This window comes from Allobosea sp. NPDC055353, assembly GCF_053644975.1.
Genome location: NZ_JBSHMC010000001.1, coordinates 1,670,611 through 1,688,847, shown reverse-complemented (window position 1 = coordinate 1,688,847; position 18,237 = coordinate 1,670,611). Strand labels below are relative to the sequence as shown.

General features: G+C 65.9%; 19 protein-coding genes. 9 read left to right on the top strand and 10 right to left on the bottom strand.

The genetic code is table 11. The annotated features are described in order from the left end of the window. The first annotated feature begins 5 nt into the window (after positions 1-5). Positions 6-1,823, top strand: a complete 1,818-nt coding sequence (phaC, locus tag ACWIEX_RS07870) for a class I poly(R)-hydroxyalkanoic acid synthase (protein WP_454032524.1) — start codon at positions 6-8, stop codon at positions 1,821-1,823. A 137-nt stretch (positions 1,824-1,960) separates the two neighbouring features. Here phaC and ACWIEX_RS07865 read toward each other — a convergent pair whose 3' ends face one another. Continuing rightward, the gene (locus ACWIEX_RS07865; protein ID WP_454032523.1) at positions 1,961-3,304 is read right to left on the bottom strand and encodes an OmpP1/FadL family transporter; all 1,344 of its coding nucleotides are present in this window, start codon (positions 3,302-3,304) and stop codon (positions 1,961-1,963) included. 428 nt (positions 3,305-3,732) lie between these two features. Between ACWIEX_RS07865 and ACWIEX_RS07860 the strand changes: the two genes are divergently transcribed. After that, positions 3,733-4,581, top strand: coding sequence for a fumarylacetoacetate hydrolase family protein (locus ACWIEX_RS07860; RefSeq protein ID WP_454032522.1), 849 nt, complete (start codon positions 3,733-3,735; stop codon positions 4,579-4,581). Positions 4,582-4,867: 286 nt separating this feature from the next. On the opposite strand, the gene ACWIEX_RS07855 is transcribed toward ACWIEX_RS07860, so the two are convergent. The 6 genes from ACWIEX_RS07855 to rplM all read right to left on the bottom strand — a co-directional run bounded on the left by ACWIEX_RS07855 (position 4,868) and on the right by rplM (position 9,525). Continuing rightward, positions 4,868-5,968: a helix-turn-helix transcriptional regulator gene (locus ACWIEX_RS07855; protein WP_454032521.1), complete on the bottom strand. Its 1,101-nt coding sequence runs from the start codon at positions 5,966-5,968 to the stop codon at positions 4,868-4,870. 105 nt (positions 5,969-6,073) lie between these two features. Continuing rightward, entirely contained in the window at positions 6,074-7,009 is a 936-nt protein-coding gene (gene argC / locus ACWIEX_RS07850) for an N-acetyl-gamma-glutamyl-phosphate reductase (RefSeq protein ID WP_454032520.1), read from the bottom strand. A 252-nt stretch (positions 7,010-7,261) separates the two neighbouring features. Beyond that, entirely contained in the window at positions 7,262-7,540 is a 279-nt protein-coding gene (locus ACWIEX_RS07845; protein ID WP_454032519.1) for a hypothetical protein, read from the bottom strand. 191 nt (positions 7,541-7,731) lie between these two features. Beyond that, entirely contained in the window at positions 7,732-8,484 is a 753-nt protein-coding gene (locus ACWIEX_RS07840; protein WP_454032518.1) for an SDR family oxidoreductase, read from the bottom strand. 97 nt (positions 8,485-8,581) lie between these two features. After that, positions 8,582-9,061 (bottom strand): 30S ribosomal protein S9, encoded by a 480-nt coding sequence (gene rpsI, locus ACWIEX_RS07835; RefSeq protein ID WP_061963959.1) that lies wholly within the window; start codon positions 9,059-9,061, stop codon positions 8,582-8,584. 2 nt (positions 9,062-9,063) lie between these two features. Next, complete coding sequence (rplM, locus tag ACWIEX_RS07830; RefSeq protein ID WP_061963961.1) at positions 9,064-9,525, bottom strand: 50S ribosomal protein L13; 462 nt, start codon at positions 9,523-9,525, stop codon at positions 9,064-9,066. A 338-nt stretch (positions 9,526-9,863) separates the two neighbouring features. Here rplM and ACWIEX_RS07825 point away from each other — a divergent pair, with 338 nt between their 5' ends. Continuing rightward, the gene (locus tag ACWIEX_RS07825; RefSeq protein ID WP_454032517.1) at positions 9,864-10,295 is read left to right on the top strand and encodes a MerR family transcriptional regulator; all 432 of its coding nucleotides are present in this window, start codon (positions 9,864-9,866) and stop codon (positions 10,293-10,295) included. Further along, positions 10,228-10,635: a carboxymuconolactone decarboxylase family protein gene (locus tag ACWIEX_RS07820; RefSeq protein WP_454032516.1), complete on the top strand. Its 408-nt coding sequence runs from the start codon at positions 10,228-10,230 to the stop codon at positions 10,633-10,635. The genes ACWIEX_RS07825 and ACWIEX_RS07820 overlap by 68 nt, the downstream gene beginning before the upstream one ends. 24 nt (positions 10,636-10,659) lie before the next feature. On the opposite strand, the gene ACWIEX_RS07815 is transcribed toward ACWIEX_RS07820, so the two are convergent. After that, the gene (locus ACWIEX_RS07815) at positions 10,660-11,088 is read right to left on the bottom strand and encodes a PaaI family thioesterase (protein ID WP_454032515.1); all 429 of its coding nucleotides are present in this window, start codon (positions 11,086-11,088) and stop codon (positions 10,660-10,662) included. Positions 11,089-11,178: 90 nt separating this feature from the next. Here ACWIEX_RS07815 and ACWIEX_RS07810 point away from each other — a divergent pair, with 90 nt between their 5' ends. The 4 genes from ACWIEX_RS07810 (at position 11,179) to ACWIEX_RS07795 (ending at position 15,377) form a co-directional block, all read left to right on the top strand. Next, complete coding sequence (locus ACWIEX_RS07810; protein WP_454032514.1) at positions 11,179-11,994, top strand: enoyl-CoA hydratase; 816 nt, start codon at positions 11,179-11,181, stop codon at positions 11,992-11,994. Between the two features lie 106 nt (positions 11,995-12,100). Beyond that, positions 12,101-12,631, top strand: coding sequence for a CoA-binding protein (locus tag ACWIEX_RS07805; protein WP_454032513.1), 531 nt, complete (start codon positions 12,101-12,103; stop codon positions 12,629-12,631). A 157-nt stretch (positions 12,632-12,788) separates the two neighbouring features. Further along, on the top strand, positions 12,789-14,027 hold the full coding sequence (locus ACWIEX_RS07800) for an FAD-dependent oxidoreductase (protein ID WP_454032512.1): 1,239 nt from the start codon (positions 12,789-12,791) through the stop codon (positions 14,025-14,027). Between the two features lie 72 nt (positions 14,028-14,099). Next, positions 14,100-15,377 carry an O-acetylhomoserine aminocarboxypropyltransferase gene (locus ACWIEX_RS07795; protein ID WP_454032511.1) on the top strand — a complete coding sequence of 426 codons (1,278 nt, stop codon included), beginning with the start codon at positions 14,100-14,102 and terminating at the stop codon, positions 15,375-15,377. 237 nt (positions 15,378-15,614) lie between these two features. Here the strand turns inward: ACWIEX_RS07795 and ACWIEX_RS07790 are convergent, their stop codons facing one another. Further along, the gene (locus ACWIEX_RS07790) at positions 15,615-16,700 is read right to left on the bottom strand and encodes a COX15/CtaA family protein (RefSeq protein ID WP_454033478.1); all 1,086 of its coding nucleotides are present in this window, start codon (positions 16,698-16,700) and stop codon (positions 15,615-15,617) included. 116 nt (positions 16,701-16,816) lie between these two features. Here ACWIEX_RS07790 and ACWIEX_RS07785 point away from each other — a divergent pair, with 116 nt between their 5' ends. Beyond that, entirely contained in the window at positions 16,817-17,026 is a 210-nt protein-coding gene (locus ACWIEX_RS07785) for a DUF2842 domain-containing protein (protein WP_454032510.1), read from the top strand. 6 nt (positions 17,027-17,032) lie between these two features. Here ACWIEX_RS07785 and ACWIEX_RS07780 read toward each other — a convergent pair whose 3' ends face one another. After that, positions 17,033-18,094 (bottom strand): polysaccharide deacetylase family protein, encoded by a 1,062-nt coding sequence (locus tag ACWIEX_RS07780; protein ID WP_454032509.1) that lies wholly within the window; start codon positions 18,092-18,094, stop codon positions 17,033-17,035. Positions 18,095-18,237 lie beyond the last annotated feature (143 nt).

The following is an 18,237-nucleotide window of genomic DNA, read 5'->3' as shown; positions in this document are numbered from 1 at the left end:
GAGTCATGAGCGGGAAAAGCGACAGGCCGAAGGACAGCGCCGGCCCGGCCGAGGCCGCCGCTCCCGATTTCGACCAGTTCGCGCAGAATATGGGGCGGCTCGTCGAGGAATACGGCAAGATCACCGCCGCCTATCTGAAGCCCATCGAGCGCGGCGAGGCCAAGACCGGCCAGGCCGACGAGGCCAGCGACATGGTCAAGACACTCGGCCGCGTCGCCGAGCGCTGGGTCAACGATCCCTCCAAGATCATCGAGGCGCAGGCTTCCCTCACCAGCGACTTCATGAACCTGTGGAGCACGGCGCTGAAGCGTGCGAGCGGCGAGGAGGTCGCGCCCGTGGCCGAGCCGGACAAGCGCGACGGCCGCTTCAAGGACCCCGACTGGAACCACCCGACCTTCGACTTCATCAAGCAGGCCTATCTGATCGGCTCGCGCTGGGCCGAGACCATGGTCGACAAGGCCGACGATCTCGACCCGCATACGCGCGAGAAGGCCCGCTTCTACATCAAGCAGATCGCAGGCGCCCTCTCACCGACCAATTTCGTCGCCACCAACCCCGAATTGCTGCGCGAGACGATGCAGCAGAACGGCGAGAACCTCGTGCGCGGCATGAAGATGTACGCCGAGGACGTCGAGGCCGGCGGCGGCGAGCTCAAGATCCGCCAGTCCGACGGCGGCTCCTTCGAGGTCGGCGTCAATATCGCGACGACGCCGGGCAAGGTGATCTTCCGCAACGAGATCATCGAGCTGATCCAGTATGCGTCTTCAACCCCGCAGGTGCTGAAGCGGCCGCTGCTGATCGTGCCGCCCTGGATCAACAAGTTCTACATCCTCGACCTCAACCCGGAGAAGAGCTTCATCCGCTGGTGCGTGGCGCAGGGGCTGACCGTCTTCTGCATCTCCTGGGTCAATCCGGATGCGCGCCACGCTGCCAAGGATTTCGAGAGCTATATGCGCGAAGGCATCTTCGCCGCGCTCGACACGATCGAGGAAGCGACGGGGGAAAAGAAGGTCTCGGCGATCGGCTACTGCGTCGGCGGCACCCTGCTCGGCGTGACGCTGGCCTATATGGCGGCGATGCGCGACAAGCGCATCGAGAGCGCGACCTTCTTCACGACGCAGGTCGATTTCTCGCAAGCCGGCGAGCTCTCGGTCTTCGTCGACGAGGAGCAGATCCGCGCGATCGAGGAGCAGATGGCCAAGACCGGCTATCTCGACGGCTCGCGCATGTCGGGCGCCTTCAACATGCTGCGGCCGAACGACCTGATCTGGTCCTATGCCGTCAACAATTACCTGAAGGGCAAGGCGCCGACGCCCTTCGACCTGCTCTACTGGAATTCGGATTCGACGCGGATGCCGGCGGCGAACCACTCCTTCTATCTGCGCAACTGCTACCTCGACAACAAGCTGTCCAAGGGCGGGATGCGGATCGGCGGCAAGGCGCTCGACCTCAAGCAGGTGACGATCCCGATCTACAATCTCGCGGCGCGCGAGGACCATATCGCGCCGGCCCAGTCGGTCTTCAACGGCTCGCAATGCTTCGGCGGACCGGTCGAGCATGTCGTCGCCGGATCGGGCCATATCGCCGGCGTCGTCAATCCGCCCGCCAAGGTGAAGTACCAGTACTGGACCGGCGGCCCGGCGAAGGGCCGCTATGCCGACTGGCTGGCCAAGGCGGACGAGCACCCAGGCTCGTGGTGGCCGCACTGGTTCGGCTGGCTCGAAGCCCAGGCGCCGAAGACGATTGCCGCCCGCGAACCGGGAGGCGGCAAGCTCAAGGCGCTCGCCGACGCGCCCGGAACCTATGTGAAGGTGAAGGCCTAGGGTCTTCGCCTCTCTCCTTCGCTCGGGCGCCGCTCGTGTCGCGCTGAAGCCCGCGTCCCGAAAAGCCGACGAGAAGACGGCAACAAAAAAGCCGGCCCGAGGGCCGGCTTTCATGCGTCGATCCGATCGATCCTCGCTCAATACTTGCGAACCACCGGCTGCACCGGGATGGTCTGAGTCGGATCGTCCCAGCGATAGGTGATGCCGACCGAGGCGATATGAACATAGGGCTTGGCTTCGGCGGCGTAGTAGACCGGCACGGCCGGGTTCCACTGCGGGTGCCCCGGATTGTAGTTCACCGACGCCTTCTTCACGTCGATATAGGTATAGCCGAGATCCAGCTTGATCCGGTCGGTGACCTGATAGCTCGCGCCGGCGCTGAGCCAGAGGCGATCATTATCGGAGATATAGATGGTGCGGTTGCGGTCGTTGACCGCGGACAACTCGTATCCGATGCCGGCGCGCAGCGTCAGGTCCTTGCTGTACTTGTATTCGACGCCGCCGCTGAAGAACCAGGCGTCGTCATACTGGAAATTCAGGCTGGTCTGCGGGCGGCCGTTGAGCTCGTTGACGATCGGGATGTTGCGGAAGCGGCTCCAGTTCGTCCACTCGACCCCGGCATGGACCTGCCACTGGTCGTTGATGACCTGCGAAACGCCGACGACGACAGAGTCGGGCAGGTTCAGGTTGGCCTTGACCGGGAAGCGGGCGAGGATGGGCGTCGGCGTGGCCAGCGACCCTTGGAGGGTCTGGTGGATCGCAGAACGATAGGCCACGCCGATATTGGTTCCCTCGAACGGGGTGAACGTCGCGCCGAGGCGATAGCCGAAATCGATGGTGTCGCCTTCGAGAATGACCGGAGAGGCCGCGGGCCCGAGGCCACCGGCCTGCTTCAGCTTGGCGCTCAGGTACTGGACCTGCAGAGCGGCGCCGACCGAGAGCCAGTCATTGACCTTGTAACCGACGGTCGGCGAGACGTTGATGGTCACGACCTTGGCCGAACGTCCGTAAACCTGGGCGGCGTGAACCTGGTTTTCAGGCTTCGAACGCAGGCCATAGGGGGCGCCCGTGGTCATGCCGATCCAGAGCCGGTCGGTGAGCTGCCAGGCGCTGGCCGAAGCAGGGATCATGGCGCCGTCGCCGCCGAGATTGCCGGTGCCGAACTGGATCGGGTTCAGCGGTGCCGGCGCGGCCGGACCGCCGATCCGCGAAGGCCTCGTCGGCTCATAGTCGCCATTGGCGTTGAGATAGGTGTAGTTCCAGTTGCTGGTGCGGCCGGGAAACATGGTGATGGTCGCCGGGTTCCAGTGCATAGCGCTCATGCCGATGCCGCCCGAGGCCGAGCCGGCATAGGCCATGCCGAGACCTTCGGCGCCCTGGCCGCTGCGGATGGCGAAGGAACTCGCCGAGGCGACTCCGGCCGCGAGGAGAGCGGCGAGCGAAACCGAGGCGGCAGCGGCTGTACGAACAAGGCCCTTCATCGAATCCATCCCGGTTCCAAGATTTTTCGAGGCCCGATACCTCGCTTGATTCGAAGCATGACCTGAGCCGTTTCCGGCCGCAATCCCGCTTCAGGTGCCGCAGATTCGCCGCGCGAACTCCTCATTCGGGGCCCGCATCTTCAAAAACGATCCAAAACTGACCTTTTCTGAACAAGCCTCACCGGGATCGTTCAGAAAGATATCGTTTATATAAGAACTATTGCCGATTTTGAGGGTTCGCGGCCGTCCTGCCCGCAGCTGCGCACTTCGTCGGAAACTTCGCTTTGGAAAGAGTCGTGGCATTCCAGCAACAATTCTGCCGCCTGCGCGCCGCGGATACGCTATGCGCGGTGACGGGCTTGTGTTTCGGGCCGGCATCCGATCAGAATCCCCGACCCATTTAGATCGTTTGAAACGGGGGAAACACCTTGAAACTGCTCCGCTACGGCGCACCCGGCCAGGAGAAACCGGCCCTTCTCGATGCCAAGGGCGGGTTGCGCGACCTGTCCGGCGTCATTCCCGACCTCGCCGGCAAGGCGCTGACCGCGGCCTCGCTCGCCAAGATCAAGGCGCTTTCGCCGGAATCGCTGCCGCTGGTCTCAGGCTCGCCGCGCATCGGCGCCTGCGTCGCGGATGTCCGCAACTTCATCGCGGTGGGCCTGAACTTCGCCGACCATGCGGCGGAGACCGGCGCCGAGATCCCGAAGGAGCCGATCCTGTTCAACAAGGCCCCGAACTGCATCGTCGGGCCCAATGACGACGTGATCATCCCGAAGGGTTCGCAGAAGACCGACTGGGAAGTCGAACTCGCCATCGTGATCGGCGATGGCGGCTCCTATATCGAGGAGAAGGACGCGATGGCGGCGATCGCCGGCTTCTGCGTCTGCAACGACGTCTCCGAGCGCGCCTTCCAGCAGGAGCGCGGCGGCCAGTGGGCCAAGGGCAAGGGCTGCCCGACCTTCGGGCCGCTCGGTCCGTGGCTCGTCACCACCGACGAGGTCAAGGACATCCAGAATCTCGGCATGTGGCTCGAGGTCGATGGCGAGCGCGTACAGAACGGCTCGACCAAGACGATGATCTTCGGTGCGGCCTATCTGGTCCATTATATCAGCCAGTTCATGCGTCTCGATCCGGGTGACGTCATCACCACCGGCACGCCTCCCGGCGTCGGTCTCGGCTTCAAGCCGCCCCGTTTCCTGAAGGGCGGCGAGGTCATCACCCTCGGCATCGAGGGGCTCGGCGAGCAGAAGCAGAACTTCGTGCCCTACAAGGGCTGATCCAGGAGGGGCGCTACGGCGCCCCTTTTCATGTCAGGGGGCCGCGCGAAAAGGCACTGCCGAAGCTGCTTGACCCGGCTTCGGCAGTGCAAGCTGTGCCCGCCTCCAGACCCTGCGGCCTTGTCGAGCCACTCCATCATGGCTGCACAGAACCGATTTTCTACCCCCAAATGGGGGCTTTTTGCTTTCCAGAAGGAATATCCGGCGGAAAAACCGGCTCATTCCGGCCGATCCATCGGGTTTCCCGACGGCCGCGAACGGATTTCCCGATCTGCCCGCAACGACCTCAGCGCGGCCCGGCCGCGCTCTTCAACAGGCCGACCAGATCGGCCTGCCGGCGCGTGCCGGTCTTGGTGAGGATGCGTTTCAGCGTCGTGCGTGCCGTGGCCTCGGTCACGCCGAGACGCCCGGCCGCGGCCCGCGGCGGGTGTCCGGCGGCGATGGCCGCTGCCAGCCGCGCCTCGGCCGGAGTCAGATCGAACAAGCCGGCGATCAGCCCGGCATCGGGCCCCGCCCCCGCTGCAACCGGCGTGGCGACGATGATGGCACCCGCAAAGGAGAAGATATCGCGTGCGCGACCTCGCACGGGCGCGACATGCACGACCATCGGATTCGTGCCGCGCCAGGCCGGAATCGGCAGAGAACGGACGGGCTGGGGCAGGTCCGCGCGCGAAAAGCCTGCGATCACCGTCGCGAGCATGTCGTCGGCCGGGCCGTAGGCGAGCGAGAGGCGGGCCGCACGATCGAGGAACACCGCCGGAATCAGGTCCTGGAACAGGGCGTTGGCATCGAGCACATGACCACGCAGACCGAGAACCGCCGCAGGAAGCCCCATCAGCTCGAGAGCCTGCGAGGCGGCGCGCGCCCGCTCCATCGCCAGCCGGCGCCCAAGCAGCCCGGCCCGGGCGAAATGCGGGCGCAAGCGATCCAGCGCGGCGATGGCCTGCCCATTGACGGTGCCTTCGGCAAAGGTCCGTTCGCAATGGACGATCGTGGTGTCGCCGGTCGGAGCCGCAATCACCGTCGCGACCCCGGAGCCGTATCCGGCCGGGATCAGGAAGTCCCGATAGACCGGCTCGCGCACGAGTTCGTCGCGGCTGAAAACGTCCTCGTCGGTGATGAAGCCGTGGCGTCCATGCGCGAGCAGGCGCTGCGCCCGCTCGTTGACCGCAAACGGGATGCGGCGCAGGACCTCTTCGTAGTCTTCGCTGAATTCGGGTGACGAGGCGAGCAGACGCACGTCGTCATGGAGAACCGTGCCGAGCAGCGCCTCGCGGCAGCTGGCGATCCGGGCCGTGTCGCGGAGCACGGCGGGCCAGCTCTCAGGCACGATCGCGGCCTCGTAGATGCCGTCGATCAACGCATTCTCGAAATCGCTGCCTGTCACGTCCGTCCCTCTCACGGGACGGACAATCTAGCGTTCCGCGCGCAAATGTCTCCTTCAAATGAAGGAGATCAAATGCATCTTAAGGCGCGGACGACAGGCTGCGGCTCAACCCTCCGGCAGGCCGAGCATCAGGCGGATGTTCTGCACCGCCGCACCCGACGCACCCTTGCCGAGATTGTCGAGCCGCGCGACCAGCACGGCCTGGCCGAGATCGTCCTGCCCGAACACCGTGAGCTCCAGCTTGTTGGTGTCGTTCAGCGCTTCCGGCTCGATCTTGCCGCCCTTCCCGTCCTGCGGGACGACGCTGACATAGGTCGAGCCGGCATAGCGCTCGGCCAGGGCGTGGTGGAGATCGGCGACGCCGGGGCGTCCGGGAAGCGCATCGAGATGCAGCGGCACCGAGACCAGCATACCCTGCCGGAAATTGCCGACGGAGGGCACGAAGATCGGCCGCCGGGTCAGGCGGGCATAGGCCTGTAGTTCAGGCAGATGCTTGTGGCGGAGCCCAAGGCCGTAGAGCTCGAAGGCCGGAGCGACGCCGGTCTCGAAATCCTCGATCATCGACTTGCCGCCGCCGGAATACCCGGAGACCGCATTGACCGCGACCGGATGGTCCTGCGCCATCAGCCCGGCATCGACGAGCGGGCGCAGCAGCGCGATGGCGCCGGTCGGGTAGCAGCCGGGATTGGCGACGCGCTCGGCCCTGGCGATCTTCCCGGCATGGCCGGGCTCGAGCTCGGCGAAGCCGTAGACCCAGCCCGGCGCGATACGATGGGCGGTCGCGGCATCGACGATCTTGGGCGCCTCAGTGCCGAGCGCGTCGGCCAGCGCGACCGATTCCTTGGCGGCCTCGTCAGGCAGGCAAAGCACGACGAGATCGACGCTCGCCATCATGTCCTTGCGCGCCGCAGGGTCCTTGCGCTTGTCGGGGTCGATACTCTTGACCGCGACCTCCGGCACCGCGGCCAGACGTTCGCGGATGCCGAGCCCGGTCGTGCCGGCTTCGCCGTCGATGAAGATGGTTTTCAGATTCTGGCTCATCGGGATCCCCGGTGGCTGGGCAGACACAGCAATGGATGGGCTTCGGGCATAAAAAAACCGCGCCTCGGGCGCGGTCGCGGGCATTCGGGCTTCAGCCGAACGTCATCGCGGGCGCGCCGGGGCGGCCTGGCAGGGGCGACGTCGGATGAAGCTCGTCATCATGGCATCGTATATGTTCGCGCTTGAGCGGGCTGTCAATCGGAGCTTGCGCTCCGACGTGCCGGTGGCTTCGGCCGCGGGCTTCCCGAATGGTCAGCGGCGCGCGGTGAGCCAGACGTAGAGGCACCAGGGCAGGATCAGGGCGAGCGCGGTCAGGACCAGCCGCAGCATCGTCCAAGCATACGGATTGTTGAGGGCCCGGCCATCGAGATGCGGCACGCCGTCGATCAGCCCGAGCGCCACCGCCGGAGCCAGGAAGACGAGCAGCGCCCGGCCGATGCGCTGCGCGCGCGGAAGTTCCTCACGCGCCAGCATCAGCAGGCCCGGCACCGCGATCATGCCGAAGGCGATCAGGACAAGAAGAACGCGCATGAGGTTCCAGGCAAGGTGTCGTTGGCGAGTACTATATGTCGTTTCCCCACCGCGCCGTCATCCCGGGCGCAGCGAAGCGAAGACCCGGGATCCATTCCTGAACCTTCATCGGAAGCGCTCCGGCATGGCTCCCGGATCTGCGCTGTGTCGCTTGTCCGGGACGACGATGCGGTTGGGAAGGAAATCGGAAGCTAGCGCCCGCCGGCGACCTTGAGAATGATGCCGGTCGTGTAGCGCGATGCCTCCGAGAGCAGGAACAGCACCGCCTCGGCGATCTCTTCGGCCGTCGCAGCGCGCTTCAGCGGAATCAGCGGCGCGATCCGGGCGACGCGACCGGCCTCGCCGGTGGACAGCGCGTGGATCTCTGTCTCGGTGATGCCGGGTGCCACCGCGTTCACGCGGACACCATGCGGCGCGAGTTCCTTGGCGAGGCCGATGGTCAGGGAATCCACGGCTCCCTTCGAGGCGGCGTACCAGACATATTCGCCGGGCGAGCCCAGCTCGGCCGCGACGGAGGAGATGTTGACGATCGCCCTGCCCTGCACACCTTCGTTCGCCATGAGCGCGCGGGCCGCCTCCCGCGCAACAAGGATCGCGCCGGTAACGTTGACGTCGATGCATTCGCGGATGAGGGCGGTATCCGCCTCGGCCAGGGGACCGGATTTTCCGGTGATGCCTGCATTGTTGACGACATGGGTCAGCGGGCCGAGCGCCGCCTTCGCCTCGGCAAAGACGCGGATGATGTCGGTTACATCAGCCATGTCGCCCTGCAGCGCCACGGCCTTCGCGCCTGCCGCCTCGCAGGCCGCAACGATTTCGGCCGCGGCCTTCCCATTGCTCTGGTAATTCACCGCGACGTCGTAGCCGCGCCCGGCAGCCATGGTGCAGATCGCGGCGCCGATGCCGCGGCTGCCGCCGGTGACGAGAAGAACGGGACGGCTCATGGCAGGCTCCTGCTGATTGGGCGCGACAGAGACAGCCAATACGAAAAGGGCGGCTCTTGCGAGCTGCCCTTCCGCATACCGGTAATCCCAGAAACGATCAGCGCTTCGAGAACTGGAAGCTGCGGCGGGCCTTGGCCTTACCGAACTTCTTACGCTCGACGACACGCGAGTCGCGGGTCAGGAAGCCTTCCTTCTTGAGCGGGCCGCGAAGCTCCGGCTCGTAGAAGGTCAGCGCCTTGGAGATGCCGTGGCGCACCGCGCCGGCCTGGCCGGAGAGACCGCCGCCCTTGACCGAGACGACGACGTCGTACTGGGTCACGCGGTCGACGAGCTGCAGCGGCTGCTTGAGCACGAGGCGCAGCACCGGGCGGGCGAAGTAGACCTCCTGGTCGCGGCCGTTGACGGTGACCTTGCCCGAGCCGGGCTTGATCCAGACGCGGGCGATGGCGTTCTTGCGCTTGCCGGTGGCATAGGCGCGGCCCTGCGCATCGACCTTCTTGACGTGGACGGGAGCAGCGGGCTGCTCGGGCTTGGCGACTTCGCCGAGCTGGGAGAGAGACTGAAGAACCTCGGCCACGGTCAGACCCTCTTGTTCTTGCTGTTGAGCGCGGCGACGTCGAGCGCCTCCGGCGACTGAGCAGCGTGCGGATGCTCCGCGCCCTTGTAGACGCGCAGGTTGCCAAGGATCTGGCGGAAGAGCGGCCCGCGCGGCAGCATGCGCTCGACGGCCTTCTCGAGGATACGCTCAGGGAAGCGGCCTTCCAGGATGAACTTGGCCGAACGCTCCTTGATACCACCCGGGAAGCCCGTGTGGTGGTAGTAGTTCTTCTGCTCGCGCTTGCGGCCGGTCAGGGAGACCTTCTCGGCGTTGATCACGATGACATTGTCGCCGCAGTCGACATGGGGGGTGTACGCAGCCTTGTGCTTGCCGCGCAGACGCATCGCCACAACGGAGGCGAGACGGCCGACGACGAGCCCTGAGGCGTCGATCACAACCCACTTCTTTTCGACATCGGCGGGCTTGAGCGAGACGGTCTTCATCGCGGCACCCTTCGGTTGCGTAAAAAAGGACAAGCCGCCGGAGAGCCCGGCGGCGGTGTGGCGTGGTGACTACGGCGCATCGGCACGCATGTCAAGCATGAGAACGCACTCGATATGCCGAAAAAATGTTTGTTTTCAGCGGAATGTCAAAAACGGTAACTAGATACCACATCGACATTCAGCTCTTCGATTTTGCTTCCTTCATCACGCGACCGCCCCTGCCCGCTCGAGCACGGAAGGCGCTCAACGCATCGCCAAACCAATGCTGCAACCGGCCCTTGACTTAGAGTGCGCTCAAAGATGTAGCTAGTTGTGCGTCACGACGAACAAGGCAAGCCATGAAGATCGGGGATCTCGCGAGGCGCACCGGGCTGTCGGCCCATACGATCCGCTATTACGAGCGAATCAAGCTGCTGCCCTATGCCTCTCGCGCCTCGTCCCAGCACCGCGAATACGACGCCTCCATCCTGTCCTGGATCGACTTCATCGGCCGTCTGAAGACGACCGGAATGCCGATCCGCGACATGCTGCGATATGCGCGCCTGCGCGAACGCGGCCCGGCAACGGAGGAGGATCGCCGCATTCTGCTGGAGGAGCATCGGGCCAAGGTCCGGGCTCATGTCACCGAGCTTCAGGCCTGCCTTGCCGTCCTCGACACCAAGATCGCCGGCTATGCCGGCTTGGACACGGTGGAGACGAACCATGACGCAACAACAGAACGACAGGAACGAGCGGTTCGAGCGAGGCTGGCAGGCCCTGGCGGCCATTGACGGCGAAGCCGGAACCAGGGTGATCGACCAGCTTGCCGATATTGCTCCCGATTTCGCACGCTACATCGTCGAATTCCCCTTCGGCGACATCTACACGCGCTCAGGCCTCGATCTCAGACAACGCGAAATCGCGACCATTGCGGCCCTGGCCGCGCTCGGCAACGCGACGCCGCAGCTGAAGGTGCATATCGAGGCCGGGCTGAATGTCGGGCTCAGCCGCGAAGAAATCGTGGAAGTCCTGATCCAGATGGCCGTCTATGCCGGTTTTCCGGCCGCCCTCAATGGGCTCTTCGCCGCCAAGGAGGTCTTTGCGGCGCGGGCGCGGCAGCAAGCAGCCTGAGATGGCATGAAAGCGATGAGGCGCTTACCGTGCGGCCGGGATCGAATAGGTCCCGGTCGCGTGGCAGACCAGCTCGGTCTCCCCTTGCGAGTAGAGGCAGACCTCGCCGACCGCGAGCCGCTTGCCGAGCTTGAGCAGCTTCGCCTCGCCGATCAGCGCGGTCTGGCCGGGCTTGCGCAGGAAGTTGAAATTGAGGCTCGTCGTCACGGCAAGGCCGACCGGCCCGATCTGGGCGAGGATCGCCGCGTAGAGCGCGAGATCGGCCAGCGCCATCATGGTCGGCCCCGAGATCGTGCCGCCCGGGCGCAGATGCTTCTCATGGTAGTCACAGCGCATCCTGGCCGTCATCGGCCCGACCGCCTCGATGAAATAGGTCCGTCCACCGTAATGGAGCTGGGGGAAGACCTCGTCGAGATAGGCATCGATCTCGGAGGCACTCATGCGGGTCGTCATGCGGAAAACCGAAGGCTGAGGCGGGACTTCTCCCCTTGCAGCATGGCGGGCCGGCTCCGACAATAGGCGCAAATGCGGAAAGGAAGCGCCATGAACGCCCATCACAAGCCGGATGCAGCGCCGGTCCTGCTGCGCCAGGACGCCGGCGGCATCGCAACGCTGACGCTGAACCGCCCGCAAGCACGCAACCCGCTGAGCAAGGCGATGCTGGCGGCGCTCAGCGAGACGTTCAGAGCCATTGCGTCCGATCGGTCGGTCAAGGTCGTTATCCTCACCGCGGCCGGGCCGGTGTTCAGCGCCGGGCACGACCTCAAGGAGATGACCGCCCATCGCGCCGATCCCGATCGGGGGCGAAGCTATTTCACTGACATTCTCGGGCGCTGTTCGGCCATGATGCAGCAGGTCACCGCCCTGCCCCAGCCGGTGATCGCCGCCGTCGAGGGCACCGCGACGGCGGCCGGCTGCCAGCTCGTGGCGAGCTGCGACCTCGCCGTCGCGGGCGAGGCCGCGCGCTTCTGCACGCCGGGCGTCCATATCGGATTGTTCTGCTCGACGCCGATGGTCGCGCTCTCGCGCAACCTCTCGGCCAAGCATGCGCTGGAGATGCTGCTGCTCGGCGAGATGGTGCCAGCGGCGGAGGCCTTACGGATGGGCCTGGTCAATCGTGTCGCGCCCACCGGCAAGGCATTGGACGAAGCGCGGCGGCTCGCCGGTATCATCGCCTCGAAATCGCCCGCCACAATCAAGATCGGCAAGCACGCCTTCTACGAGCAGCGCGAGATGGGGCTGAAGGCGGCCTATGACCATGCCTCGGCGGTAATGGTCGAGAACATGCTCGCACGCGATGCCGAGGAAGGCATCGGCGCCTTCGTGGAAAAGCGCGCGCCGGTGTGGGAGGGGGAATGACAACCTCAATGTCATCCCGGAGCTACCCTTCGGTCGCGCGGGATGACGGCGCGGTTGCCGCATCCTATATCGATCCTGTGCCTTCCCTGCCGCCGAGCCCAACTTCATGAACCACGACGCCTATCCCGACAGCCTGATCCGCGACATCCTGAAGTCCGTAAAGCGGGTCGCGCTGGTCGGCGCCTCCGCCAACGAGGCGCGGCCGAGCTGGATCGTGACGAAATACCTGCTCGACCGCGGCTATGACGTGATCCCGGTCAATCCCGGCCTCGCCGGCCAGACGATCCTCGGCAAGACGGTCTATGCCGCGCTGAAGGACATCCCCGGCCCGATCGATATGGTCGAGATCTTCCGCAATTCGCAAGCCGCCGGCCCGATCACCGACGAGGCGCTGGCGCTCGATCCGCTGCCCAAGGTGATCTGGATGCAGCTTTCGGTGCGCAACGAGGAGGCCGCGGCACGGGCCGAGGCGAAGGGCGTCACCGTCATCATGAATCGCTGTCCCAAGATCGAATATGGCCGTCTTTCCGGCGAGATCGGCTGGCAGGGCATCAATTCGCGCATCCTGTCGTCGAAGAAGCCGGTGCTCGCCGGCAAGGGCTTCCAGAAGCTGACGATCCATCGGCCGGGGACGTAGGCCGCCACGCGACCGGCGACCCCAAAAGTCCTCATCCTGAGGAGCAAGCCGACGGCTTGCGTCTCGAAGGATGCTCCAGCAGTCTCCGGAGACATCTGGAACATCCTTCGAGACGTCGCCGGAGCGGCTTCTCAGGATGAGGGCTCGGAAGCGGCCCGTGAAAGGCAGGCCCATGCACCAGCTCAACACCACCTGTTGCATCGCCGGTGGCGGCCCGGCCGGGATGATGCTCGGCTTCCTGCTGGCACGCGCCGGCATCGACGTGACGGTGCTGGAAAAGCACGCCGATTTCCTCCGCGATTTCCGCGGCGACACGATCCACCCCTCGACGATGCAGCTCATGAAGGAACTCGGCCTGCTCGACGATTTCCTGAAGCTGCCGCACACCAAGGAACGAACCATCGTCGCCCGCTTCGGCGACCGGGACGTGCCGATCGCGGATTTCAGCCACCTGCCGGTGGCGGCGCCCTACATCGCCTTCATGCCGCAATGGGACTTTCTCGACTTCCTGGCGGATCGGGGCCGGGAGCTGCCGCATTTCAGGCTCCTGATGCAGGCGAAGGCGACCGGCGTGATCCACTCCAGCGGCAAGATCGCCGCCGTCACCGCCGAGACGGCCGAGGGCGAGACCACGATCTGGGCCGATCTTGTGGTGGCGGCGGATGGGCGCCGCTCCGACCTGCGGCGGGCCGGCGACTTCACCGTCCACGAGATCGGTGCGCCGATGGATGTGCTATGGTTCCGCCTGTCGCGGCGGGACAGCGACGCCGGCCAGACCTTCGGCCAGGTCGCGCGCGGGCGCTTCGCCGTGATGCTGAACCGCGGCGACTACTGGCAATGCGCCTATGTCATCGCGAAGGGGACGCTTGAGAAACTGCATGCCGCCGGGCTCGATACCTTCAAGGCCGGGCTCGCCGAGCTGCTGCCGGTCGTCGCGGACCGTGTCGATGAGATCACGAGCTGGGACGATCTCAAGCTGCTCTCCGTCGCCGTCGACCGGCTGGAGCGCTGGTGGCAGCCGGGCCTGATCTGCATCGGGGACGCGGCCCATGCGATGTCGCCGATCGGTGGCGTCGGCGTGAACCTTGCCATCCAGGACGCGGTCGCCGCCGCCAACCGGCTGGCGACTCCTCTGCGCGAGAAGCGCGTGACCAACGATGATCTCGCCGCCGTGCAGGAGCGACGGGCCTTCCCCACCAAAGCGACGCAGGCCCTGCAGGTGGCGATCCAGAAGCGAGTGATCACGCCGATCCTGGCCGGCAGCGGCCCGGTAAAGCCGCCCTTCCTGCTCTCCCTGCTGCGCTGGTTTCCGCCGCTGCGACGCATCCCGGCCCGGCTCGTCGGCATGGGCTTCCGGCCCGAGCATATCGGCCCTCAGCTCGCTCTACGGGACTGAATTGACGCTGCGGGGACCGTTCGTTAAATCGAACAGAACATTCGCGCATCAGATCATTTCAGGGAGCACGCCATGACCGACCGCGCACCGGGTTTCAGCACACTCGCCATTCATGCCGGAGCGGCCCCCGACGCGGCGACCGGCGCACGCGCCACGCCGATCTACCAGACGACCTCCTTCGTCTTCGACGATGTCGACCATGCCGCCTCGCTGTTCGGACTGCAGGCCTTCGGCAACATCTATTCCCGCCTCGGCAATCCGACGAATGCGGTGCTGGAAGAGCGCGTCGCGGCGCTGGAGGGCGGCACGGCGGCGCTGGCCGTCGCCTCGGGCCATGCGGCCGAGTTCCTGTGCTTCCACGCGCTGCTGCAGCCGGGCGACGAGTTCGTGGCGTCGCGCAAGCTCTATGGCGGCTCGATCAACCAGTTCAACCATTCCTACAAGAACTTCGGCTGGAACGTGATCTGGGCCGATCCTGACGACCTCGAAGGCTTCGCCGCCGCCGTGACGCCGAAGACCAAGGCGATCTTCATCGAATCCATCGCCAATCCCGGCGGCGTCATCGTCGACATCGCCGCGATCAGCGCGATCGCGAAAAAGCACAACATCCCGCTCATCGTCGACAACACGATGGCCTCGCCCTATCTGCTGCGCCCCTTCGAGCACGGCGCCGATATCGTCGTGCATTCGGCCACCAAGTTCCTCGGCGGACACGGCAACTCGATCGGCGGCCTGATCGTCGATGGCGGCTCGTTCAACTGGGTCGGCGACGACCGCTATCCGATGCTCTCCAAGCCGCGGCCGGAATATAACGGCATGGTGCTGGGCGAGACCTTCGGCAATTTCGCCTTCGCCATCGCGACGCGCGTGCTCGGCCTGCGCGACCTCGGCCCGGCGCTCTCGCCCTTCAACGCCTTCATGCTGCTGACCGGCATCGAGACCCTGCCGCTGCGCATGCAGAGGCATTGCGAGAGCACGCAGAAGGTCGCCGAGCATCTTCAGAAGCATCCGGCGGTCGAGTGGGTCAGCTATCCCGGCCTTCCCGGCGACAAATATCACGAGCTCGCCAAGCGCTATGCGCCGAAGGGCGCCGGCGCGGTCTTCACCTTCGGGCTCAAGGGCGGCTACGACGCCGGGGTCAAGCTGGTCTCGAACCTCAAGCTGTTCTCGCATCTGGCCAATATCGGCGACACGCGCTCGCTGGTGATCCACCCGGCCTCGACCACCCACCGGCAGCTCACCGACGAGCAGAAGACCGCATCCGGCGCCGGCCCGCAGGTGGTGCGCCTCTCGATCGGGCTGGAGGATGTCGAGGACCTGATCGCGGACCTGGATCAGGCGCTGGCATAGGCCAGGGCGTCATTCTCGGGCTTGACCCGAGAATCTCACGACGACGGAGGCGCCGGAAACGGCGCCTTTTTCTTTGGGAGATGCCCTGATTGTCATTCCGGGGCGCGCCGCAGGCGTGAACCCGGAACCCACGACCGGGTGAACCCTTCACCAAGCGATGATCGAAAGCGCTGCGGCCCAGTCGTGGGTTCCGGGTTCTTCGCTGCGCGAAGCCCCGGAATGACAAGGGGGTGTGCCTTATGCCCGCGACGCCTGCTCGGTACGGGTGACATGGACCACGCCCATCGCAAGCACGGCGAAGCCGAGTGCCTGATGCGCGAGGCCGGCCCAGAGCGGCACCACCAGCAGTAGCGTAACGATCCCGAGCAGCGATTGCGCCAGAACCAGCCCGGCAATCGCGGTCGAGCGCCTGGCGCTGCCCGAACCCGGCGCCGCACGGCGCAGTCTCAGCAGGTTCCACAAGGCGACGGCGAAAAGGACATAGGCGCCGATGCGGTGGTTGAACTGGACCAGCGCGACATTGTCGACGAAGTTCTCCCAGAACGGCGTCTGGACGAAGAGCAGCGAGCCGGGCGGCACCAGCGCGCCATCCATCAGCGGCCAGGTGTTGAAGGTGAAGCCCGCCTTGGAGCCGGCGACGAGCCCGCCGAGCGCGATCTGCACGAAGATCAGGAGCAACAGGAGCCATGCGGCTCCCCTGCCTCGCGCCGGCTCGATCCAGCGCAGCGGCGTCAATGTCGTCGCGAAGGCGACGACCGAGGCGAAGAACAGGCCGGCGAAGGTCAGATGCAGCGTCAGCTTCACCGGCGCGACCGCGACCATGCCGGGCTGGAGACCCGACGCGACCATGATCCAGCCGATCGTGCCCTGCAGGCCGAGCAGCAGGCCCATGCCGAACAGCGTCGCGGTCTGCCGGGCGGGCAGCGCGCGGCGCAAGGCGACGACGAGGAAGCCGGCGAGATAGATCAGCCCGATGAAGCGGCCGAGCTGGCGGTGGCCCCATTCCCACCAGTAGATGAACTGGAACTGGCCGAGGCTCATGCCCTCGTTGAGGAGCTGGTATTGCGGGCTGGCGCGATATTTGCCGAATTCCTCGGCCCAGGCATCGGCGGAAAGCGGCGGCATCGCGCCGGTGATCGGCTTCCATTCGGTGATCGAGAGGCCGGAGCCGGTGAGCCGCGTCGCGCCGCCGACCACGACCATCAGGAAGACGAGCCCGGCGACGATCCAGAGCCAGCGGCGGATGCCAGCGTGGTCGGCCCTGGCGTCGGCGCGTGTCTGGTCGAGGGCGAGTGTCACGGGCGGGCTTTCGGTCGCAGGCAGGGATATTCAGGCGCGCATCGCTTCACAAGCGCGGCTGCCGGTGACATAGACCCGTCGCTCCGGCGCGACAACGCCCGCATTGCCGCAGCAGCCAGGTCTGCCCCGTGGAGAGCCCGATGAAACAACGCAACCGCAAGCTGCTCGGGACCGTGCTGATCCTCGTCTTCGTCTGCGTCTATGCGCTCGTCGCCATGGCGCTGGCGCAGGGGCGGATCACCGAGGCGTCGAAGCCGGTGCAGACCATCGCCTATATCGTGCTCGGCCTCGCCTGGGTGCTGCCGCTGCTGCCGCTGATCAAGTGGATGGAGCGCAAGGACGAGGTTTGATCGTTATCAAGCGACGTCCAGTTTGCGCCCCCTGCTCCGTAACCAGAACGGCAACCCCGACAATAGCGCCCGCAGCGCCGCCTCGTTCTGGTGCAGGCCATTGAGCGAGACCCGTGGCAGAGCATGGAGATGGCCGGCGTGCTCGGGATGGAGATGGCCCGGCCGCGTCGTCACTGCGCTCTCGAAGCCCGCTTCCGCGACAAGCGCGAAGTCGCGCGGCCCGGCCGAGCCGGGATCGCCGACCGGATAGGCGAAATGGCGGATCGGGATGCCCAGTTCCGCCTCCAGCCGCTGCTTGCTCCCCACGATCTCGCGGCGCGCGACATCCGCGTCGTGCTTCGCCAGCATCGGATGCGTCAGGGTATGGGCGCCGATGGTCACGCCCGGTGCGCCGGACAAGGCCCGCAGCGTCTCCCAGGGCAGGCATTCACGCTCGACGAGAGCGACCGAATCGATGCCGGCCTCGGCCGCAAGATTGGAAATCACCGAGAGCAGAATCGCTTCCGGGCCACGGCGCAGACGCCAGTAGAGCTTCGCAAAGGCGCGGCTCTTCTCGGCGTCGGTTTCGGTCCGGGCGGTGAAACGGCCATCCGGCAAGGCGAGATCGAGCCGCGGCAAGGCCCGGACCGCCTCCTCCAGCTCCAGCCACCAGAGCCGCGCCGTGCGGTCGGCAAAGCCCGGTGTCACGAACAGGGTCCAGGGCGCCTCGTGCTTCGCCAGCACGGGCCAGGCCTCCTCGACATTGTCGCGATAGCCGTCATCGAAGGTCAGCGCGACGAAGAAGCGGCCAGGCTTCGGATTGCGCAGGCGCGCCAACGCCTCCTGCAACGAGAGGATGTCGTAGCCTTCGGCCCGGGTCAGGTGAAGCGCCTGGTCGAGAAACTCCGGGGTGATGTCGAGCAGCGCGTTCGGCGCGAAGCCCCGCGTCTCCGCCGCCCGGACATGATGCAGGGTCAGGATCACGCCCTGCCCTTGCGCGAAGCCGCGGCTCCAGCGGTCCGCACCCGTCGCCGCCATCATCCGGAATGCGGCCGCGATGGCCCTGTGACGCCCGTTCATCGCCGCCAACTTCTACCGCCCCTTTGCAACCCCCCGTCCTTGATCTGTCGCATTGTCTTCACGCGAACCGGTCTCCACTTCTCTCGACAATGCTTTAACGCTATCGCGCGATCTCGCGGCCGGGCCGGGCGAGTGTGGCCGATCCGTTCACA

What these genes read in the sequence shown, in the direction of transcription:
- phaC (WP_454032524.1), top strand. Translation starts at nt 6, where the DNA reads ATGAGCGGGAAAAGCGACAGGCCGAAGGACAGCGCCGGCCCGGCCGAG.
- ACWIEX_RS07865 (WP_454032523.1), bottom strand. Translation starts at nt 3,304, where the DNA reads ATGAAGGGCCTTGTTCGTACAGCCGCTGCCGCCTCGGTTTCGCTCGCC.
- argC (WP_454032520.1), bottom strand. Translation starts at nt 7,009, where the DNA reads ATGAGCCAGAATCTGAAAACCATCTTCATCGACGGCGAAGCCGGCACG.
- ACWIEX_RS07845 (WP_454032519.1), bottom strand. Translation starts at nt 7,540, where the DNA reads ATGCGCGTTCTTCTTGTCCTGATCGCCTTCGGCATGATCGCGGTGCCG.
- ACWIEX_RS07840 (WP_454032518.1), bottom strand. Translation starts at nt 8,484, where the DNA reads ATGAGCCGTCCCGTTCTTCTCGTCACCGGCGGCAGCCGCGGCATCGGC.
- rplM (WP_061963961.1), bottom strand. Translation starts at nt 9,525, where the DNA reads ATGAAGACCGTCTCGCTCAAGCCCGCCGATGTCGAAAAGAAGTGGGTT.
- ACWIEX_RS07825 (WP_454032517.1), top strand. Translation starts at nt 9,864, where the DNA reads ATGAAGATCGGGGATCTCGCGAGGCGCACCGGGCTGTCGGCCCATACG.
- ACWIEX_RS07820 (WP_454032516.1), top strand. Translation starts at nt 10,228, where the DNA reads ATGACGCAACAACAGAACGACAGGAACGAGCGGTTCGAGCGAGGCTGG.
- ACWIEX_RS07815 (WP_454032515.1), bottom strand. Translation starts at nt 11,088, where the DNA reads ATGACGACCCGCATGAGTGCCTCCGAGATCGATGCCTATCTCGACGAG.
- ACWIEX_RS07810 (WP_454032514.1), top strand. Translation starts at nt 11,179, where the DNA reads ATGAACGCCCATCACAAGCCGGATGCAGCGCCGGTCCTGCTGCGCCAG.
- ACWIEX_RS07805 (WP_454032513.1), top strand. Translation starts at nt 12,101, where the DNA reads ATGAACCACGACGCCTATCCCGACAGCCTGATCCGCGACATCCTGAAG.
- ACWIEX_RS07795 (WP_454032511.1), top strand. Translation starts at nt 14,100, where the DNA reads ATGACCGACCGCGCACCGGGTTTCAGCACACTCGCCATTCATGCCGGA.
- ACWIEX_RS07785 (WP_454032510.1), top strand. Translation starts at nt 16,817, where the DNA reads ATGAAACAACGCAACCGCAAGCTGCTCGGGACCGTGCTGATCCTCGTC.